Genomic DNA, 17,533 nt, shown 5'->3' with positions numbered 1-17,533 from the left:
ACCTAAAGTAGCCTATACAAAATTCCCAAACTCATCAAACCAATTCCGAAGCTTATGAAATATTCAAGTGGATACGTAAGCAGAAACAATGGAAGGGTAATTACTCCGAAAAGCATCCCAACCAGAATCATGAGTACAATCATATGCCCAATGTTGAATTCTGGAATTCCGAGCTCACTTCCTTCATAGCGGAAGAAATATGCCATTGTCAGGAATGAAGCATTCAGGGGGAGTAGTAATATGTAGGGAAACAGGACAAGAGCTTTTGAATCATAGTAGATGGCGAGAATTAAAATCAAGCCTGAAAGCAGCATAGGGATTACAGACATTGAGAGAGCTTTGCTGAGGGCGTATTCCCTCTTGGTGAGCGGCAAGGATTTGAGGAAGTCTAAAACTTTGCCTTCTACCTTAAGCACGGCATCTGCTCCCGGAATTGTAAAGACCCCTAAGATGAAGAGGAAGTAAGTTGCTCTCATAAGTGAAAGACTTCCGCTTTGTATTGTCATGAATATCTGGGGCAATAAAACATAAATTGGCATTAAAAACCCGGTTATCATTGCAGTCTTTCGGAAGATTATTTTCAAATCCTTGAGCATGAGGGTAAAAACTTTCCCACCAAGAGAAGCTCTGAATTTTGAGACCTCAGCTTTTTCAGATTCGAGCTTGGGTTCAAGAATCCCGCTCCAGACTCTTTTGAGAGCAAGCTGGTAGAGAGGAATAAACACCGCAACATAAAGCAAAAGCATCACAACACTCTTCTTTGGATCAAAAATTGAGGAAATTGTAAAAGGATACGCTATAGAGTACCTACCAATGACTGCAGCAACCTTTTCGCTGTGCTCCTGAATATACCCCTGCATGTAACTTATTCCATAAAACAGCCCCATAAACGCAAATATTGCCAGAATTTTAAGAAAGTTTTTTAAGCTTCCGCTTTTGCTTTTTCTGTAGCTAATTCTAAGCCCAAAAGCAGAGTAGATTATTAATCCAAGTGTGTGACCAGCAAGCATTCCCACGAAAACCCACAGCAGAGCTAAAATTCCGTTCAAAGGATATCTCATACTGACAACAGCTATACTTGGCAAAATTATTGCCAACGCTGGGATTTGATCAATTACCAATAGCTCACTTAAATAGAGTGCTCCAATTCTTATTGGCAGGGCTTTCATTGGTTCAAACAAACCGAGCGAGATCACATAAGACGATTGGACTGATGTAACATAAAGTGAAAATATAAATGGAATTAATGCCAAAGAAGACAGCATCGCAACTATATAGGTTTTGTCATTAGAGAAAGAAAGACCTATAGCCATCATGATTCCAAAGAAAATGAAAGCTATGCTCTGAATTGCAACGTTTCTTTTTATGCTGACGGCATTCTTAAGATGCTTTCTAAACTTCTTCTCATCATTGGCTATCTGGGGATTTCTCTTTAAAATCTGGTAGTGAAGCTCGCGGTAAAGAATCTTAACAACCTCGAACATTTAACACACCTATAGGCTTTCCTTGAGAGCTTGAACTATATGGACAATCTCATCTTTGCTCTCTGTGAGCTTGAGGAAGATATCTTCGAGGCTTTCTTCATGGGCTTTCTCTTTAAGCTCTTCAATTGTTCCCTCTGCAATTATCTTACCCTGATAGATGACGCCGATTCTATCGCAGATGACCTCAGCTAAGGACAGAATATGTGTGGAGAAAACTATGCTCTTTCCTTCCTTTTTAAATTCAAGCAAGAGCTCCCTTAAGATTCTGGCTGACTTTGGATCTAAACCATTCATAGCCTCATCTAAGATGAGAACTTTTGGGTCATGTAAAAGAGCAGTTATCAAAGAAACCTTCTGCTGAGTTCCAAAGCTGAGCGTTCCAATAAACTGCTCTAAATACTCCTCAATGCCAAAAGCCTTAACGAAATAGTTCACCCTCTCCTCAAGTCTATTCTTCGGAATCCCCCTTATACTTCCGACAAAGTTGAAAAGTTCGCTTGGTGTTAAGCTTTCATACAAAATTGGTGTCTCTGGAACATAGCCAACCACTTTTTTGACTTCAATCGGATTTTTACTAACGTTTATTCCTTCAACCAGAACCTTTCCGCTTGTAGGCTTTAAAATCCCAGCAAGGATTTTCATGGTGGTTGACTTCCCACTCCCGTTTGGTCCCAGAAGACCGTAAATTTCACCATCATGAACATGAAAGCTTATTTCATTAACGGCAACCTTATCGCCGAACTTTTTAGTGAGGTTTTCAACTTCAATCATCAATCACACCTGAAGTAAAAACCTCTGCTTTATTTAATAACTTTTTTCTCATAGTATTGAATGCTTTTTCAACCCTTGCAAAAAATTTAAATATCTCAATTGTGTAATATCACAAACCGAGACTGATGTAGAAGGTTTAATCTTGCAAGAATTTGCCTTTCTTTCTTCTGCATTGGTTTGATACAGGAGGCCAATTTATGAAGTTACACTCTCTTAAATTTGTTGTGGCTCTTTTATTTATCAGTTTAGTTTTTATTAGCGGTTGCGTAAGCAATGCCCCTATAAATGTGCCCACAAAAACTGTAACTGTAACGACAACTGAGACTAAAAGTACCAGCAGCTCACAGGAAGAGACATCATCAGCTGAGACATCAACTACCCAAACTTCAACAACCCCAGAGCTTCCAACGTCCACTGCTACAGAAACAATAACTGAGCCAATAACTCAAACTAATAGCCAAACGGAAACATCAACAGAAGCTCCTACCAATGAGAGCATTCAATACGATGAGGACGGAAAGGCTATCTGCATCGGAGACGACCCTGACCTCGGCTGCGAAGTCGGAGAAACCAACGAGAACGGAACTGGGGCTGGTTTTTCGGTCGGGATTTTCAACGTGACCTTCGAGCCTGTCCTGACTCCCGTTTACAGGATCACCGGAAACTTCACCCTTTTCCTCCCGCTCACAAGCGAGGCCTTTGAGCCAAACGGTAGGATAATCAGGAAAATATCGCTCGTGACCTCTTCAGCTGATCCGGGAAAGAACGTGAAGTTCACGATAACCTTTGAAAACGAGAGCCTGGCTTTGGCGTACGTTCACATGGAGACCTTTATGAACCCTTTCACGGGCGAGAAAGTAACGTATGAGCCAACGATCCTTGAGTTCTATGAAGGCGGAGACTTCGGGAGGAGGTGGGAGGTACACCTCTACTCAACCCTGAGCGGTGATTCCGGCTACTTTACGGTGTACAACGTTACCGAGGATGGTCTCGAGGAAATCCAGAGGGGAAACGTGGAAATAAACGGGGCCAGCGTGAGCTTCAACGTTGAGAACTTCTCACGCATCTTCCCGGAGAGCGTTTACCTTAAGATTCGCGGAAAATCCATCAACGATAAGCAGTTCCCACCGTTCACATATCCCAAAACCGGGCGCTTTGTCGTCGAGGGCTCCAGGGGGTTGATAGACTACTACACCTCAGCCTGGTTCTCCGATGGGGAAATCAGCCTTCAGATGGAGGCAAAAGGCTACGACCTCGTTGTAAGGCTATACTTCAGTGACCGCTACTACAGCCGTATGATGCCAGTTGTTATGTATATAGACAGCTCTGACAACGGTGAAGCCGATTGGACCGTCTTCGTCCACAGGGACGAATTCCAAATGAAGGACTCAGCTGGGAGTACCCCCCGCTCCGGAAGCGTTAATGTGGCCGAAACCCCAATTGGGAAATCCGTTGAGTTCACAATTGAGAACTTCTTCTCCCTGGTTCCCTGGCGATACTTCCGCCTCTGGTTTTCTGGTTCAGCTGGCCTAGAAAGGTTCCCGGAGAAGAGCAACATCTGGGTTAACGCCACACATGGTTTAACTATTGAGAAAGATGTGGACAGGTATCTGGTGGTCCTCGTTGAGGACGTCTACATAAAGGGCAACAAGGATTCCACCGAAGGCGAGATACAGCTCGTTTCCTGGGCGTTTCCTGTTACATGGGAGGGGAGCGACGAGAACTGGAAGGTGGGGCCGATTTTCGCCGTTGACTACCCCTTCAAGAGATGGATCGAAGCAGAAGACCACAGCAGGCTCCTCTACCACGATGAAAGAGCAATAAGCGTTAATTACCCCTTCATCAACGGCTACCCCATCTTCGTCATGCCGATGGAAGAAGTCGAGAAGTGGAAGAAGGTATACGTCCAAACAGCGGGTTGGGATCTGGACAACCCCGGCAAATACCTTGAACTCGGAACCGGCTTTTTGATTGACACCGCGCTGGGCCTTGCAACGGGGGAGATAAGCACGGCAGTCAAGTACAGCTACTCTGGAGCGATGCTGATAAACCAGCTCGTGACTGGAGCGAGCGCGAGCGACTTCTGGGGGAGCAGGATTTTTGAGGCCCTTGGGGCTGAACCGGATAGGGTCGGCTACAACGGCTACGCGATAGACCTAAGTAAGGACTACAGGGACGGCGTTCTGATTGAGGTCTGGGAGTACTGGGGCAACATGAGGGTTACCTACTTCGTCCAGGAGGTGGAGGTGCCGAGGACGCTCCGCTACGACAGGCTTGGGGCTTATCTCCCCGAGGTTTCCTTCACTAAGGACACAGAGTGGGGCGATGATGAGTACTACCTCTACGCCAGGGCTTTTACCCACTTTGCCCCTGAAGAATCGGTGGACGTCCCGGACATAGTTGCGGAGGAAACCACGGGCATGATACCTGTGGAGGCTACCCACCGCTATCCTTCAGGAAAGAGGGTCATAGCCGGGAACAAGGTCACCGTGAGGCCTGAGTTAAAGCTGATAGAGCACACGATGGCGACGGTGCCCTTCCTCTACCTCGAATACAACGCCTGGGAGGAAGACGCTGGTAACTGGGGCAACGACGACGACCCGATGGGGCAAGTTGCCATAACGATTCTCTTCGACGACGACTACTTCGACTGGGAGGCCTTCTCGGGGATTCCAAAGAAGGAGTGGAGCATGGAGTTCCCGAGCTGCGGCGTGTCCGGCGGCTGCTCGAAGGTCTGGCTGTGGGTCAGGGTGAAGCCTGAGAACTAATCCCTTTATCTTTTTCTTTTTAACTTTCCAAAATACCTAAATATTTCGTATCCAAACATCCAAATATGAAGATCCTCCTCGTGACGGGAAAACTTGCTGAGCCACTGGTGAGAAAATACGGTAAAGGCTGCGATGTATTTGTAACTCCCGTCAGCGTAGCCGCTTTTTTAACGCCAAAGCTCATAGCCTATTATCTGAGAAAAGCAGGAATAGAGCGTAAAGATTATGATTTGGTTTTAATACCAGGTCTTGTTAGGGGTTCAGCTCAAATAATCGAAGATGAGCTTGGCATTCCAGCATTTAAAGGATCGAGATATGCATTTGACCTGCCTCAAATTTTGAAAGCGTTGAAAAAAGGCTTCAAGCTGAGCAAAGAAATTCCAGCCGATGACCTCTTTCAACGGGATGCACTTAAGAAAGTTGAGGATATTAAAAATAAGACAAAAAACAGGGATTATATTGAAAAAGCCCTCAAAAAACCCCATAACTTCCTAATTGGAAACCTGCCAGTAGGCTTTGACTTCCCGCACAGAATCCTGGCTGAGATAGTTGATGCACCAAAGCTGAGCGTTAATGAGATAGTGAGCAGAGCCATCTATTACCTCGAGAGCGGAGCGGACATAATAGACATCGGCATGGTAAGCGGAGAAACGAATCCGGAATTTATCGAGCTGATTCCAGAAGTTCGGGATGCTCTGAGGGAAAGAGGACATGATGCACCGGTAAGCTTTGATTCCTTAAACACGAAGGAAATTGAGAGGGCTTTGGACTATGCCGACCTTTTCCTCAGCGTTGACGAGAGCAACCTCGAGGAGCTTGTGACTGAGAAGCCAGTGGTTTTAATACCCACAAACCAGAAAAAAGGATTCTTTCCGGGGAATCCACAGGAAAGGGTTGAGTTTTTGGAAAAGCTCAAGGAAAAAGCTCTCGAGCTGGGATATAAGCGAATTATCCCCGACCTCATCCTTGAGCATATCCCTAACTTAGCCCGCTCAATCACAGCTTTTCAGCTCTATCGTGAGAGAAATCCAGATGATGTGCTATTGGCTGGTGTTGGCAATGTGGTTGAGCTGATTGATGCTGATAGCGTTGGGATAAACGCAGTTATGGCAGGTTTTGCCAAAGAACTGAAAATTCCTCTGCTTTTAACCACAGAAGTTAGCCCCAAGTGCCATGGAAGTGTCAAAGAGCTGAGGAGAGCTTTGGACATGATGCTCTTCGACATGCCCAAGAATTTAGGTTTTGATCTGCTGATTTTGAAGGAGAAGAGAAGTGAAAAAGTTGAGTATGAAGCTAAATCCCCTATAGTTGAAGCCAGAGAAAGGGAAGTTAAGCTGGAGGATATTTACTTCAGGATTTTTACAAAAGAGGAGAAAATCTGGGTGATTGCTCATAGAGGAACCGAGCAGATTTTAACGATAGTGGGAGAAGAACCAAATGCAATAATCGACACAATTCTTGAACATTTTCAAATCTCGCCAAGGCACGCTTTTTACCTTGGAAGAGAGCTCGAGAGAGCTAAAACCGCTTTAAGATTAAAGCGCTCCTATGTACAGGAGGTTGAGCTCTTCAAGGAGTTCTACTGAAAGGCTTAAAAACCGAGGAATAAGACAATTTAATGGCGGGCATGTGATGACCTTTCTACGGTCTGAGCTCTGCGATGATGACTACAGCCAGGGCTGATTCATTCGTCAAAAATCGGCGGTTTTGGTTTTCTGAACTTTATATCGAGTTCTTTCCTTTGAGTGCTTACTTTCTCAAGCAAGCTCCTAACTTTCTCATTCTCAGGATACTTGAGTTTGAGTGTTGTCAGAATTCCCTCTGCAAATCCCAATATGGAAACTTCAACAAATTCTTTGCCCTTTTTGGATTCGAACTCTTTATTTAGGGCTATGAATGACTCAATTCTTGGAATTAGGCTTTCCTCCCCAAGCTCTCTGCAAAGGGTTTTGAGCTCTTCCAAAACCTCCATCTTATCACCTCAGCTTTAGATTGAAAAATTTAATAGCATTCCCCTCAGTTATCCTCTCCACTTCTTCAAAGCTCAGCTCTTTAAGCTTTGCTATCTCTTCAATTGCTACCTTTACGTAGCAGGGCTTATTTCTCTGCCCTTTAAATGGGCTCATATAAGGAGAGTCTGTTTCTACCAAAACTACCTCAACATCGAGAACTTCTGCCGCAGCTTTGACTTCTGGTATGAAGACAATACCAGTGTTTATCCCGATGCAATGTTCGTTCTCTGCAATCTCCTTCGCCAGCTCTTTACTTCCAGCGAAAGAGTGGAAGTATGCTTTTACACCATAGCGCTGAACAATTTCATATGCCTCTTTTTCAGACTCCCTGGCATGAATGACTACAGGCTTTTTAATTTCAAGTGCTAATTCAAGGAAGTGCCTGAAAATTTGCATCTGGTTTTCTTTCTGCTTTTCATTTTCAGCGTAGTGGTAGTCCAAGCCGATTTCACCGATTGCAACGATTTCATCTTTATGCTCCCATATGAACTCCTCAACCTTCCCAACCTTCTCCCAATTCCCTCGCCTCGCTTCGTTTGGATGATAGCCAAGCGTTGGGAAGATAAAGCCGAAGTAAGGCTTCAGCATCTCCCAGCTTTTCCATACATGAGCTTTTCTGTACTCCGTTATTGAGTCAACAACGGCTTTAAGCTCAGCTTTGCACTCCTCTATAATTTTTGGTGCATCTCGCTTATAAAACTCAAAATGAGCGTGAGCGTCTATCATGCCATCACCAGATGAGGGGAGATTTTGATTGATTAAAAACCTAACTTCTTGATGAGAAACATACTATATAAAACTTCAGAATTTAAGCTCTTCGCTTAGTCCCCTCTTCCTCCACACGATTTTCCCATCTTTCCTAACAACCGCCAAAATCCTATGATAAGGAATCTGCGTTTCGCCAATAAAGAAGTAGCCGTGCCCAAGTTCAATAATTTCTACAGGGATTTTCTTGATGTTTCCATAAGCTCCCCGGTGCTCAATCACTATGTAGTAATCGCTCTCGTTTTCTCTTGGATCGTACTTTATCTTTGCCAATGCCTCTTTTACTGAGCCCTTTCTCATTCGAAGTCCTCCAGAAGGTGCTTTACGTACTCAAGATTTTCTTTCCAGTTTTTAATTACCCTCCCATGACCCGGCAAACCAAGATAGACGTCAAGCTTTTCAAGCTTCTGGAGAGACTTTTTGAGCATCTCTAAGCTTCCTGTAGGAAAATCCGTCCTTCCAACAGTCTTGTTGAAAATTGTGTCTCCAGTGAAGAGCAGCTTTTCCTTCGGTTCATACAGGCAAGTACTTCCCCTTGTATGTCCGGGAGTGTGAATTACAATCAGCTCAAGGTTGCCAACTCGTAAAGTATCCCCACCACTCAGCTTTAGGTGGACTTCATGAGGGGTGTAGCTTCTTCCATGGTAGAATGAAAGTATCACATAGTCATCTCCGCTTTCCAATGCTTCAGCCGTATATTTATGAGCAGCAAAGTAAACGTCAAAACCCTTTTCCTCAAAATATCTCATAAAAGCCATGTTCCCACCAACATGGTCAAAATGCTCATGGGTATTGAAAATTGTAATTTTTTCAACACCTTTCAAATAGTTCTCATTGAGCCAGACATCTATGTATTTGTGCCAGTAAACTCCAGTTCCAGTGTCTATTATCAGCGCTTCATTTTCGTCTCTAACTAAGTATATGTTTGAGTCCCAGCCAATGCCTTTGAGCATTACAGTGTTCGGCGGAATCTCGATGGGAATCATGTTCATCACCTCAAAAGGGGCTCCAGGGGGGACCGCGTCCTCATCCGAGGGAGCGAGTCTCGTCAGCAAGGGTAAAACTCTTCATCGCCCATTTGAAAATTAGCGCCAAGGTTTAAAAAGTTAGGGAGAGTTTATAAAGGCTCACCACTACTAATGGTTAGGTGATTTGAATGAAAGCTGAGAGAGCCAAGGAAATTTTGATTAATCTGCTGAGAATCCCTTCCCCTTCCGGAAAGGAAGACAGACTGGCGTTGCATATCATGGAGTTCCTCCACAAACTCGGTTATGATGTCCATATAGAGAGCGATGGCGAGATAATAAACCTCATCGTTAACCCAGATGCCGAGCTCTTCTATGAAGTGCACATGGATACAATTGACATAAGGGTTCAACCATTCATAAGAGGCAACATCGTCTATGGAACTGGAGCGAGCGATGTGAAAGGAGGTTTGGCGAGCATTTTGCTCATGCTTGAGAGCCTAAAGAAGGAAGGTAAAGACTTAAACGTTGGAATTGTCTTTGTCAGCGATGAGGAGAAAGGAGGAAGAGGATCTGCCCTGTTCATGGAACGGTACAGACCAAAGATGGCAATTGTTTTGGAACCAACTGACCTTGAAGTCCACATAGCCCATGCCGGAAACATTGAGGCTTACTTTGAGGTTGATGGAAAAGAAGCCCACGGAGCTTGTCCTGAAAGTGGAGAAAATGCCATTGAATTGGCTTACAAGATGTTGGAGGAGCTTAAAGCTCTGGAACCGTTTAATCAGAAGGGTAAATACTTTGATCCCCATGTTGGACTGCAGGAGCTTGTCTGTGAAAACCCGTATTACCTAATCCCAGCTCTATGTAAGGGTCGTCTTGAAGCTCGTCTGTTACCGGAGCAGGAAGTTGAGGATATTCTTGACTTATTTGATCCAATACTTGAGGAGTACACGCTGAGATATGAATACACAGAGATATGGGATGGTTATGAGCTCGATGAGAACGAGGAGATTGTGCAGATAGCCAAGAAGGCAATGGATTCAACTGGCTTGGATGAATTTGGAGGAATGAGGAGCTGGACAGATGCAATAAACTTCATGTACAACGGAACAAAGACCATAGTCTTTGGACCCGGCAACCTGGATATTTCCCACACGAAGAATGAGCATATAGATGTGAGAGACGTCGTTAAAGCGAGCGAGTTCTTAACTGCCGTGAATGACATTTTTGGAAAGAGCTGAAGTTTTGTTTTTCTTTTTTTCAATAAGACTTCCTTGTCAGAGATTTTGCGATTGCCTTGGAGAACAGTCAAAATTTCGAAAATCTTAAATAGTTTACTTGCAAGTAATTTACTGGTGAGTATATAATATGTTCATCGATAGGGAAACCGAGATTAGGTTGCTTGAGGAGAGGTTGGAAAGGGGAAGAGCAGAATTTATAGTTGTATACGGAAGAAGGAGGGTTGGAAAGACAGCTCTGCTGCTTGAGTTCATAAAAAAACATGGAGGGCTTTATCTTCTCGCAAGGGAAACGAGTGAAACTGAGAATCTAAAACGCTTCTCGGAAAAGTTAGCTGATTATTTTAACGATGAATTTCTGAGGAAAAATCCACTTCAGAGCTGGGACGCGTTTTTCGAGTATCTTTATCAAAAATCTCTCAAAGATAGGTTTATTATCGTTATTGATGAGTTTCCCTACATCATGAAAGGAAACAAGGCCTTGCCCTCGATATTGCAGGAATACTGGGATTTAAAGCTCTTGCAGGGAAAGATATTCCTCATAATCTGCGGCTCCAGCGTTTCCATGATGGAAAAGCTCCTCGGTTATAAAAGCCCCCTCTACGGCAGAAGAACTGCACAGATTAAGCTCAAACCCCTGAGTTTTTTCAGTGCGAAGGAATTCTTTCCGCGGTATCCACTTGAGGAGTTTGTAAAGGTCTACGGAATACTGGGAGGGACCCCAGCCTATCTTCTTGAGTTCAATGATGAAAAAAGCGTTGAAGAGAATCTGCTGGATTACTTCAGACCGGATTCGTTCCTCTATGGAGATGCACTTTTCATCCTAAGGGAGGAGCTTGAAGAGCCGAGAAATTACTTCGCCATAATGGAGGCGATAGCAAGGGGAAAAACTACGCTCAATGAAATCGTAAACGAAACGAGTTTAGAGAGGTCCACTGTAGGGAAATACTTAAGTGTTCTCATTGACCTCGACTTAGTGCGAAGAGAAATTCCCATAACAGCAAGCTGGAAGACCAGGAAGGGGAGATACTACATAACTGACCCGTATTTTGCCTTTTGGTTCCGCTATGTTTATCCCAACTCAGATTTGATAGAGACTGGACAGAAAAAAGAGCTCGTTGAGCTCGTGATGGAAGACTTCAACAGCTACCTCGGCTGGGTTTTTGAGGAAATTGCAAAGCAGTTTCTTATTGAGCTGAATAAACGGAAAGAGTTGCCTTTCGGGTTCATGAAAATTGGAAGGTGGTGGCACAAAAACGAGGAGATTGACCTCGTTGGGTTAAACGAAAGGGAGAAGACGGCTCTCTTCGTTGAGGTGAAATGGAAGGAGCTGAGCGAAAGAGAAGCTAAGGGGATTTTGGAAGATCTAGAGAGGAAAAGTGAACTCGGGGGATTGGAGGGATGGGAGAAACTTTACGGCGTTGTGGCGAAGAATGTGAAAGCTAAAGAAAAGCTAAGAGCCGAAAACTGGCTCGTCTGGGATTTGAAAGACTTCAAAAGGCTTATTGGGAAGAAATGCTTATGATATTTAGGAAATTAGTAATCTGTGAGTTACTCCTCTTTTGCTTTCCTTTCCTCTTTGTCCACCCAGAATCTCCTCGTCCTTATGAACTCTCTCTCACGCTCCATCAGAGCAACCAGCAGAGCCTCACCTCTGTACTGGCTCAAAAGTCTTGCAGCTGTATCTGGCCCCGTCCCGTAGCTCGCTAAAGCCAAAACCCCATCGAAACCGTAACTTTGAACCAAATCGGCTGCCTTTATTAGCTTTCCGTAGGCTCTCTCTTCGCTTTTTTCCAGCTTCTCACCTCTTTTAAGCTTTTTAAAAGCTTTGAGGAATTCCTCTGCATCAATTGGATGAGCAACGGCAATCATTCTTGAAGAACACTTGGGACACTCCAGATACTTTAAGCGCTCTCTCAAGCGGGAAACCTTCGTTCTTGAGCTCCAGCCACAGTTTATACAGATCAGCATAACTTCAGTATCCAACAACCTTTGCTTGAACAGTTCAAGGATCTCGTCTCTTTCAAGCTCTCCGCTGATTAGGAACTCTCCGCCGATGTTTATATTCATCTCTGCTAGGGGTGACGGTTCAGAATTTAAGGTGGTTTTAATTCTAATCATGCCGCTTTTTATTTTGTCCAAAATTTCAGTTGCATTCTCGATGTCGAGCTTGTCATGGAAAAGCTCATTTAGGGTTTCCTTCTCAATTATCGTGCCTTCAAAAAGCTTTTCAACTTTTCTTATTTTAGCCTCTCTCCTCAAAGCGCCAATCCTCTTTGCCACGTTCAGCATTCTCCACCTGTAAATTATGCTCCCCCTTAAGCTTTTTGAAATCACAAAGGGTAAAGCTCTGCCGTCTTGGAGGAGATAGCTTTTCACTTCACTCGGATTGAGCTGGAATGGAGTTTTAAACACAATTGCATGGGCTTGTGCTCTCATTGTGAAAACTTTACCATACCTCATTGAGAGGAAACTCCACACAAACCTTCCAATGGCTTCATTAACCTGATTCCCAAAGTCCGCATGGACTACAAGAGCCTTTGACAGGGATTCAATGCCAACATCTCTATCTGTGCTTAAAGGCTCTTGCATTTTGAGAATTTCCTTGGCTTTTCCCAGCTCTTCCTCGTTAAATTCAACATCTTTAATAATCCTTTTCGCTCTCTCAAAGTCAAACAGCAACTCCCTTTTCAGTCTTCCAACATCCAAAGCAACTTCCAAAGGAACGGGGATCATCTCACCTTCCCAGCTCGGAATCGCACTCTCAAGGCTTTTGCTCTCTCTCACTTTGAGCAACTTTGCTTCTTCATCAATACCAAGGAGAATCCAACTTTTGCCATTCATTATGAACTCCGTTCCCTCCTCCAAATCCATGACAAAGCTCTCGTCCAAACGACCTATTATATGCCCGCTTGAAACGTCAAAAACTCTGTAAGATACCTCATCGGGAATCGTTGAGAGATTTTCGTAGTAATAAGCATAAGCCCCTCTCCTCAAGAAGAGAATGCCTTTATCTTCATCATAGCCTATCAGATGAGCCTCTTGCAGGATGTTTAAAACTCCCTCATAATCTTCCCATTTTAAGTTTCTGTATGGGTAAGCTCTCTTGGCAATCTCAAATGGCTTATCCTTTGGCAGATGCTTGTATTCAATCAGCAAGCCTACAATGAAGTGAGCTAAGACATCGAGAGCATTTTCATACGGCTTAACTCTCTCAAGCTTTCCCTCAATAGCTCTCTGGGCTATTATTAGACTTTCAAGATAATCCTCAACATTAGCTGTGATTATGTAGCCCCTGCTAACTTCTCCCAATCTATGCCTTGCTCGCCCTATGCGCTGAATTAGTCTGTTTACTTGTCTCGGACTCATGTATTGAACGACAACATCCACATCTCCAATGTCTATGCCGAGCTCCATAGAAGAAGTGCATATCAAAGCTTTGATTTTCCCCTCTTTTAGGAACCTCTCAGCTTGTATCCTCGCTTCTTTTGACAAACTCCCATGATGAACTTCGACTGGTTTGCCCCAAGCTTTTAAGCGATGAGCCAAGATTTCAGCAAACTGCCTTGTATTTGTGAAAATCAAAGCCCGTTTATGCTTCTCCACAATATCCCAGAGAACCCTCAAACGAGTTGCCACATCTACGGGAAGCTTTAACTTTTCAGCAAGCTTTAAATCTCTTTCATCAGGAGAAGGAAAGAAGACTTTTACCGAATACTCCTTCCTGAGCGAAGGCTTTACAATTGCATCGGCTTTCAGCCATTCCTCAATTTCTTCCTCATTTCCAACCGTTGCGCTTAGTCCGATTCGTTGGAATTCTGCAATCTCAGCTAAGCGCTCAAGACCCAAAATTAACTGTACTCCTCTCTTATTATCAACAAGCTCTGCTATTTCGTCAACAATGACGAATTTGACATTTTTCAGATAAGCTCTGAGCGATTTCATTGTCAAAATAACTCCAAGAGTTTCGGGGGTGATTATCAAAAGATGTGGAGGGTTTTTTGTCTGCTTTGCTTTTTTATATGCGGAAGTATCGCCGTGTCTTACTTCAACTCTAATCCCAGTTTTAGCTCCCCACCATTCCAAACGCTCGAGCAGATCCCTGTTCAGAGCTTTGATGGGAGCGATGTAGAGGGCGGAGATTGGTTTTAAACCATTCTTCAAAATTGCATCTAAAACGGGCAGAACAGCAGCTTCAGTTTTTCCGCTTCCCGTGGGGGCAATAATTAAAACACTCTTTCCTGCGCTAATCTCCCTAAAAGCCCTAACTTGGAGTTCATTAAGCCTGCCAAACTTTTCTCCAATGGCTTTTCTGAGGAGGATGTGCATGTTAGTGGATAATTGGTAACCTTTATTAATTTTGATATCAATTTGCAACTGATGATTGAGGAAGTTGTCGAAGAATTAAAGCTGTATCCATGGGTCATTGCTGTTTATCTCTTTGGTTCTCGGGCTACTGGAAAAGCTAAACCATACTCCGATTATGATATTTGCGTGATAACTGAACCCAGAATAACCAAAGCCCAAAGGCGTGAAATTTTGAGTCTTTCCTCACGAAAGATTGATATTTCAATTTTCTGGGATTTGCCGATATATATCCGCTTCAGAGTTCTTAGTGAAGGAAAGCCGTTGTTCGTTAGAGATGAAAAAAAGCTCCATAGAATAAAAGCAAGGGCATTCAAGGAGTACTGGGATTTTAAACCCCTTTTAGAAAGGCATCTGAAGAGGGTGCTAAGTAATGTTTGACATCGAGAGAATTGGAAAGATCATCAGCGATATAGAGAGGTTTCTTAGTGATTTAGATAGCATGGAGATTAAGAACGTTGATGATCTAAGGGATAGAAAAACGTTCTATGCTTCTTCAATGCTTATCTTTGCTATTTTAAATAGGGTAATAGACTTGGGGGAGGAATTAATCCTCGCATATGGGTTGGGAATTCCAAAGACATATAGAGCGATTTTTAAAGAGCTCGGAAAAGCTGGAATCATTGACAAAAATCTTCAAACTGTGCTGGAGAGTCTTGTGTTCTACCGTAATGCTATCGCCCATGAGTACTATGATATTGATGAGGAGGAGATCTTTGAGGTAATAAATTCCCTTGACGCCGTGAGAAGATTTGTAAAAAGGGTAAAAGAAATCCTTCAATCGTAAAAAGCCTTTTCATACAGCTCTTTTATTTCCTCAGCGCTTGGCTCAACTGGATTGAAGTTTATCAGTGGATCGTGGTAGGCTTTTTCGCTCATTTCGTCAAGCTTTGAAAGGAATTCTTCTTCACTTACAAGTTCACTCAGCTTTGGAACTCCAAGCATCTCATTGAACTCTTTGATGACTTCAATCAGCTCTTGGGCAGTTCTTAGGTTCAGCTCTCTTGCTATCTCTGCATAGCGTTTTCTTGCATATTCGCTCCTCATGTTGAACTCCATAACATGAGGCAAGAATATTGCATTTAATAAGCCGTGAGGAGCAATCCAAGCTGCTTTATGGCTTAAGCTGTGGCACAATCCTAAACGGGCATTAAGAAAAGCTATTCCAGCCATTGTCGCTGCGTAGTGGACATTTTCTCTTGCCTTTTCATCACCTTGAACTGAGAGCGGTAACCACTTGTAGACGAGCTTTATGGCTTTGATCGCCATTGCATCGCTGAAGGGTGTCGCTGCGGTTGTTGTATAAGCCTCAATTCCGTGAACCAGAACATCTAAACCAGAGTTCCTCGCAACTTCTTTTGGCATTGTCCTCGGCAACCTTGGATCGAGAATTGCAAACTCTGGAGCAATTTCAAAGTTTACCAAGTTGTATTTGATATCTCCTTTTTTAAGAACGCTTGCTGCTGAAACCTCACTCCCGGCTCCGCTCGTTGAAGGGATTGCTATTAACGGAGTCTTGAGCTTAGGGATCGGCTTTGGCTTCTCGAAGCGGCTGATAAAAGCTACCTCCTCAAACTTAAGCTCTGGGGCATCATAGAAAACCTTAACTGCCTTTGCCACGTCAATTACACTCCCCCCACCAAGGGCAATGATCAAATCGGGCTGGAACTCTCTGACCTTTGGCATTATACTTTCGACGTATTCATAGCTCGGCTCTGCTGGAACTCCGGTTATTGCTTCAACCTCTGCATTTGCATCTTCCACATAGTTCATTGCCTCATTTAAAAACCCGTGAACCCTCATTGATTTGCTTGAGAATATTAAAACTCTGCTGTGCTTTTTTGCAACGCTCTTTATGTAGCTTAAGCTTCCTTCTCCTAAGACTATCCTCGTCTTTAAGCTGAAGAACTGCATGAGCATCACCATGGGAAATTATGCTGAATCGTTTTTAATTTTTAACCTCTTTTTCTCTTTATCAGAAAGATGATTAGAATCAGGACAAAAGCTACTGCGAGAAGCTCTTTCTTAAACCAATAATCTTCTCCTTGGAAGTTCATTTGAGATGGTAAAATGGTTTGGCGTTTTGGAATGTATTCTTCTACGGAATATACCCTAACTTCACTCCTTTTCTCTTCAACTGGAACGCCGACATATATGTATCTGCCATCAAAGTATCCTCCAAGTATCGGATCGGTTTTTAAACTCCACAAGACCCGTCCATTATCCTCCTTAAGCAGATAAACAAGCCCATAGTTCCTCCACATATTCTGGGTTATTAAAACACCAACACCGTTTTTTAAGAACACCCTTGCACTGTCTTCGTGTGTTTCAATCCTAGTGATGATTTTTCCGTTTTTCCTGTCAAGCAAGTGAACAACACCAGCACCAGCTAAAATTCTTTCATTGTCCATTGCTAAGAAGCGCGCCCAACCAGCAATTTCTGCTTTTATCTTCTGCGTCCATATGAGATCACCCTCCCAGTTCATGTAGCTAACGTAGCCAATCTGAATATACCCATAAGCTAGCTCTTCTTTGGCATGCCCATGACTGACTGCTATGCCGTTTTCGTCAGCAACAATCGTAAGGATTCTGTTCTTTGAAAAGTTTCTTTCCCAGAGCTTATTTCCATTCAAATCATAACAGGTGAGTTTTGGGGTATATGATGTAAGACTAAGGAGTTTTTTCTGCTCAAGATTTACGTATGCAACTGGAACTCCCACCTCATGCTTTTCAATGACTCTGCTCCCATTAAGGACGTAGAAACCCGTAGATGTCCTTACCACGACCCCTTTGATAGTTTTTTGAATACCCAGAATTCTACCCTTTGGAGTGAAGTTTCCGACAAAGTTTCCACTTGAGTCAAAAATCTCCACGGAATTGGGTAGAGCAATGTAAACCAACTCACCACTCATAAGGATTCCAGTTATCCTTCTGCCTTCATATTCATTGCTCCAAAGGATGATCCCATTTTTAATCATGTAAACTCAGCTTGTCCAGCTTCCATTGTAAATAAAGCTCCCAATAACGATACTACTGTCCGAAGAGGCAAAATAAACAGGTCTACCTTCAATTTGGGTGATCCACATCAAATTGTTTGTCTGTGCAGATGCAATGCTAATCATCAGAAGGAGCATCAAGGCTATGAAGTGTTTTTTCATCACA

Annotated in this window: 16 protein-coding genes; 6 read left to right on the top strand and 10 right to left on the bottom strand. The window is 43.4% G+C overall.

Going from position 1 to position 17,533, the window contains the following annotated elements:
* Nucleotides 1–2 precede the first annotated feature (2 nt).
* Together VFC49_RS01345 and VFC49_RS01340 are read right to left on the bottom strand one after the other, a co-directional pair.
* Nucleotides 3–1,484: a hypothetical protein gene (locus VFC49_RS01345; RefSeq protein ID WP_324735858.1), complete on the bottom strand. Its 1,482-nt coding sequence runs from the start codon at nt 1,482–1,484 to the stop codon at nt 3–5.
* Between the two features lie 9 nt (nt 1,485–1,493).
* Complete coding sequence (locus VFC49_RS01340) at nt 1,494–2,255, bottom strand: ABC transporter ATP-binding protein (RefSeq protein WP_324735857.1); 762 nt, start codon at nt 2,253–2,255, stop codon at nt 1,494–1,496.
* A gap of 197 nt (nt 2,256–2,452) precedes the next feature.
* On the opposite strand from VFC49_RS01340, the gene VFC49_RS01335 reads away from it, so the two are divergent.
* Entirely contained in the window at nt 2,453–5,023 is a 2,571-nt protein-coding gene (locus tag VFC49_RS01335; RefSeq protein ID WP_324735856.1) for a hypothetical protein, read from the top strand.
* A gap of 65 nt (nt 5,024–5,088) precedes the next feature.
* The gene (locus tag VFC49_RS01330) at nt 5,089–6,609 is read left to right on the top strand and encodes a dihydropteroate synthase-like protein (protein ID WP_324735855.1); all 1,521 of its coding nucleotides are present in this window, start codon (nt 5,089–5,091) and stop codon (nt 6,607–6,609) included.
* Nucleotides 6,610–6,707: 98 nt separating this feature from the next.
* On the opposite strand, the gene VFC49_RS01325 is transcribed toward VFC49_RS01330, so the two are convergent.
* The 4 genes from VFC49_RS01325 to VFC49_RS01310 all read right to left on the bottom strand — a co-directional run bounded on the left by VFC49_RS01325 (nt 6,708) and on the right by VFC49_RS01310 (nt 8,786).
* Entirely contained in the window at nt 6,708–6,995 is a 288-nt protein-coding gene (locus VFC49_RS01325; RefSeq protein WP_324735854.1) for a DUF3216 domain-containing protein, read from the bottom strand.
* Nucleotides 6,996–6,999: 4 nt separating this feature from the next.
* On the bottom strand, nt 7,000–7,761 hold the full coding sequence (locus VFC49_RS01320; RefSeq protein ID WP_324735853.1) for a YchF/TatD family DNA exonuclease: 762 nt from the start codon (nt 7,759–7,761) through the stop codon (nt 7,000–7,002).
* Nucleotides 7,762–7,836: 75 nt separating this feature from the next.
* Complete coding sequence (locus tag VFC49_RS01315) at nt 7,837–8,100, bottom strand: DUF504 domain-containing protein (protein ID WP_324735852.1); 264 nt, start codon at nt 8,098–8,100, stop codon at nt 7,837–7,839.
* Entirely contained in the window at nt 8,097–8,786 is a 690-nt protein-coding gene (locus VFC49_RS01310) for an MBL fold metallo-hydrolase (RefSeq protein ID WP_324735851.1), read from the bottom strand. Before VFC49_RS01310 ends, VFC49_RS01315 begins: the two co-directional genes overlap by 4 nt.
* Nucleotides 8,787–8,956: 170 nt before the next feature.
* Here VFC49_RS01310 and VFC49_RS01305 point away from each other — a divergent pair, with 170 nt between their 5' ends.
* Complete coding sequence (locus VFC49_RS01305) at nt 8,957–10,009, top strand: M20/M25/M40 family metallo-hydrolase (RefSeq protein ID WP_324735850.1); 1,053 nt, start codon at nt 8,957–8,959, stop codon at nt 10,007–10,009.
* A gap of 127 nt (nt 10,010–10,136) precedes the next feature.
* A complete protein-coding gene (locus tag VFC49_RS01300; RefSeq protein ID WP_324735849.1) occupies nt 10,137–11,531 on the top strand; it encodes an ATP-binding protein in 1,395 nt (464 codons plus the stop codon).
* Between the two features lie 26 nt (nt 11,532–11,557).
* Here VFC49_RS01300 and VFC49_RS01295 read toward each other — a convergent pair whose 3' ends face one another.
* Nucleotides 11,558–14,335 (bottom strand): DEAD/DEAH box helicase, encoded by a 2,778-nt coding sequence (locus tag VFC49_RS01295; protein WP_324735848.1) that lies wholly within the window; start codon nt 14,333–14,335, stop codon nt 11,558–11,560.
* Between the two features lie 51 nt (nt 14,336–14,386).
* Between VFC49_RS01295 and mntA the strand changes: the two genes are divergently transcribed.
* A complete protein-coding gene (mntA, locus tag VFC49_RS01290) occupies nt 14,387–14,752 on the top strand; it encodes a type VII toxin-antitoxin system MntA family adenylyltransferase antitoxin (RefSeq protein ID WP_324735847.1) in 366 nt (121 codons plus the stop codon).
* On the top strand, nt 14,745–15,158 hold the full coding sequence (gene hepT / locus VFC49_RS01285) for a type VII toxin-antitoxin system HepT family RNase toxin (RefSeq protein ID WP_324735846.1): 414 nt from the start codon (nt 14,745–14,747) through the stop codon (nt 15,156–15,158). The genes mntA and hepT overlap by 8 nt, the downstream gene beginning before the upstream one ends.
* Here hepT and VFC49_RS01280 read toward each other — a convergent pair.
* From VFC49_RS01280 to VFC49_RS01270, 3 genes are read right to left on the bottom strand one after another with little or no spacing between them, the layout of a single operon-like run.
* Entirely contained in the window at nt 15,149–16,285 is a 1,137-nt protein-coding gene (locus tag VFC49_RS01280; protein WP_324736567.1) for an iron-containing alcohol dehydrogenase, read from the bottom strand. The two genes, hepT and VFC49_RS01280, sit on opposite strands and share 10 nt — an antisense overlap.
* A gap of 41 nt (nt 16,286–16,326) precedes the next feature.
* Nucleotides 16,327–17,349 carry a hypothetical protein gene (locus VFC49_RS01275; protein ID WP_324735845.1) on the bottom strand — a complete coding sequence of 341 codons (1,023 nt, stop codon included), beginning with the start codon at nt 17,347–17,349 and terminating at the stop codon, nt 16,327–16,329.
* A gap of 6 nt (nt 17,350–17,355) precedes the next feature.
* Nucleotides 17,356–17,532 (bottom strand): hypothetical protein, encoded by a 177-nt coding sequence (locus VFC49_RS01270; RefSeq protein ID WP_324735844.1) that lies wholly within the window; start codon nt 17,530–17,532, stop codon nt 17,356–17,358.
* Nucleotide 17,533 lies beyond the last annotated feature (1 nt).

Origin of the sequence: Thermococcus sp. SY098, from assembly GCF_035621495.1 — an archaeon.
Taxonomy (GTDB): domain Archaea; phylum Methanobacteriota_B; class Thermococci; order Thermococcales; family Thermococcaceae; genus Thermococcus_B.
Note: the sequence above shows the minus strand (reverse complement) of the source record. Positions and strands in the feature narration are given on the sequence as shown.

Bases quoted from the DNA above. Each gene is read 5' to 3' on its own strand.
- VFC49_RS01275 (WP_324735845.1), bottom strand. From the start codon at position 17,349: ATGATTAAAAATGGGATCATCCTTTGGAGCAATGAATATGAAGGCAGA.
- VFC49_RS01305 (WP_324735850.1), top strand. From the start codon at position 8,957: ATGAAAGCTGAGAGAGCCAAGGAAATTTTGATTAATCTGCTGAGAATC.
- mntA (WP_324735847.1), top strand. From the start codon at position 14,387: ATGATTGAGGAAGTTGTCGAAGAATTAAAGCTGTATCCATGGGTCATT.
- VFC49_RS01310 (WP_324735851.1), bottom strand. From the start codon at position 8,786: ATGATTCCCATCGAGATTCCGCCGAACACTGTAATGCTCAAAGGCATT.
- hepT (WP_324735846.1), top strand. From the start codon at position 14,745: ATGTTTGACATCGAGAGAATTGGAAAGATCATCAGCGATATAGAGAGG.
- VFC49_RS01320 (WP_324735853.1), bottom strand. From the start codon at position 7,761: ATGATAGACGCTCACGCTCATTTTGAGTTTTATAAGCGAGATGCACCA.
- VFC49_RS01300 (WP_324735849.1), top strand. From the start codon at position 10,137: ATGTTCATCGATAGGGAAACCGAGATTAGGTTGCTTGAGGAGAGGTTG.
- VFC49_RS01295 (WP_324735848.1), bottom strand. From the start codon at position 14,335: ATGCACATCCTCCTCAGAAAAGCCATTGGAGAAAAGTTTGGCAGGCTT.
- VFC49_RS01280 (WP_324736567.1), bottom strand. From the start codon at position 16,285: ATGCAGTTCTTCAGCTTAAAGACGAGGATAGTCTTAGGAGAAGGAAGC.
- VFC49_RS01335 (WP_324735856.1), top strand. From the start codon at position 2,453: ATGAAGTTACACTCTCTTAAATTTGTTGTGGCTCTTTTATTTATCAGT.
- VFC49_RS01330 (WP_324735855.1), top strand. From the start codon at position 5,089: ATGAAGATCCTCCTCGTGACGGGAAAACTTGCTGAGCCACTGGTGAGA.
- VFC49_RS01340 (WP_324735857.1), bottom strand. From the start codon at position 2,255: ATGATTGAAGTTGAAAACCTCACTAAAAAGTTCGGCGATAAGGTTGCC.
- VFC49_RS01315 (WP_324735852.1), bottom strand. From the start codon at position 8,100: ATGAGAAAGGGCTCAGTAAAAGAGGCATTGGCAAAGATAAAGTACGAT.
- VFC49_RS01345 (WP_324735858.1), bottom strand. From the start codon at position 1,484: ATGTTCGAGGTTGTTAAGATTCTTTACCGCGAGCTTCACTACCAGATT.
- VFC49_RS01325 (WP_324735854.1), bottom strand. From the start codon at position 6,995: ATGGAGGTTTTGGAAGAGCTCAAAACCCTTTGCAGAGAGCTTGGGGAG.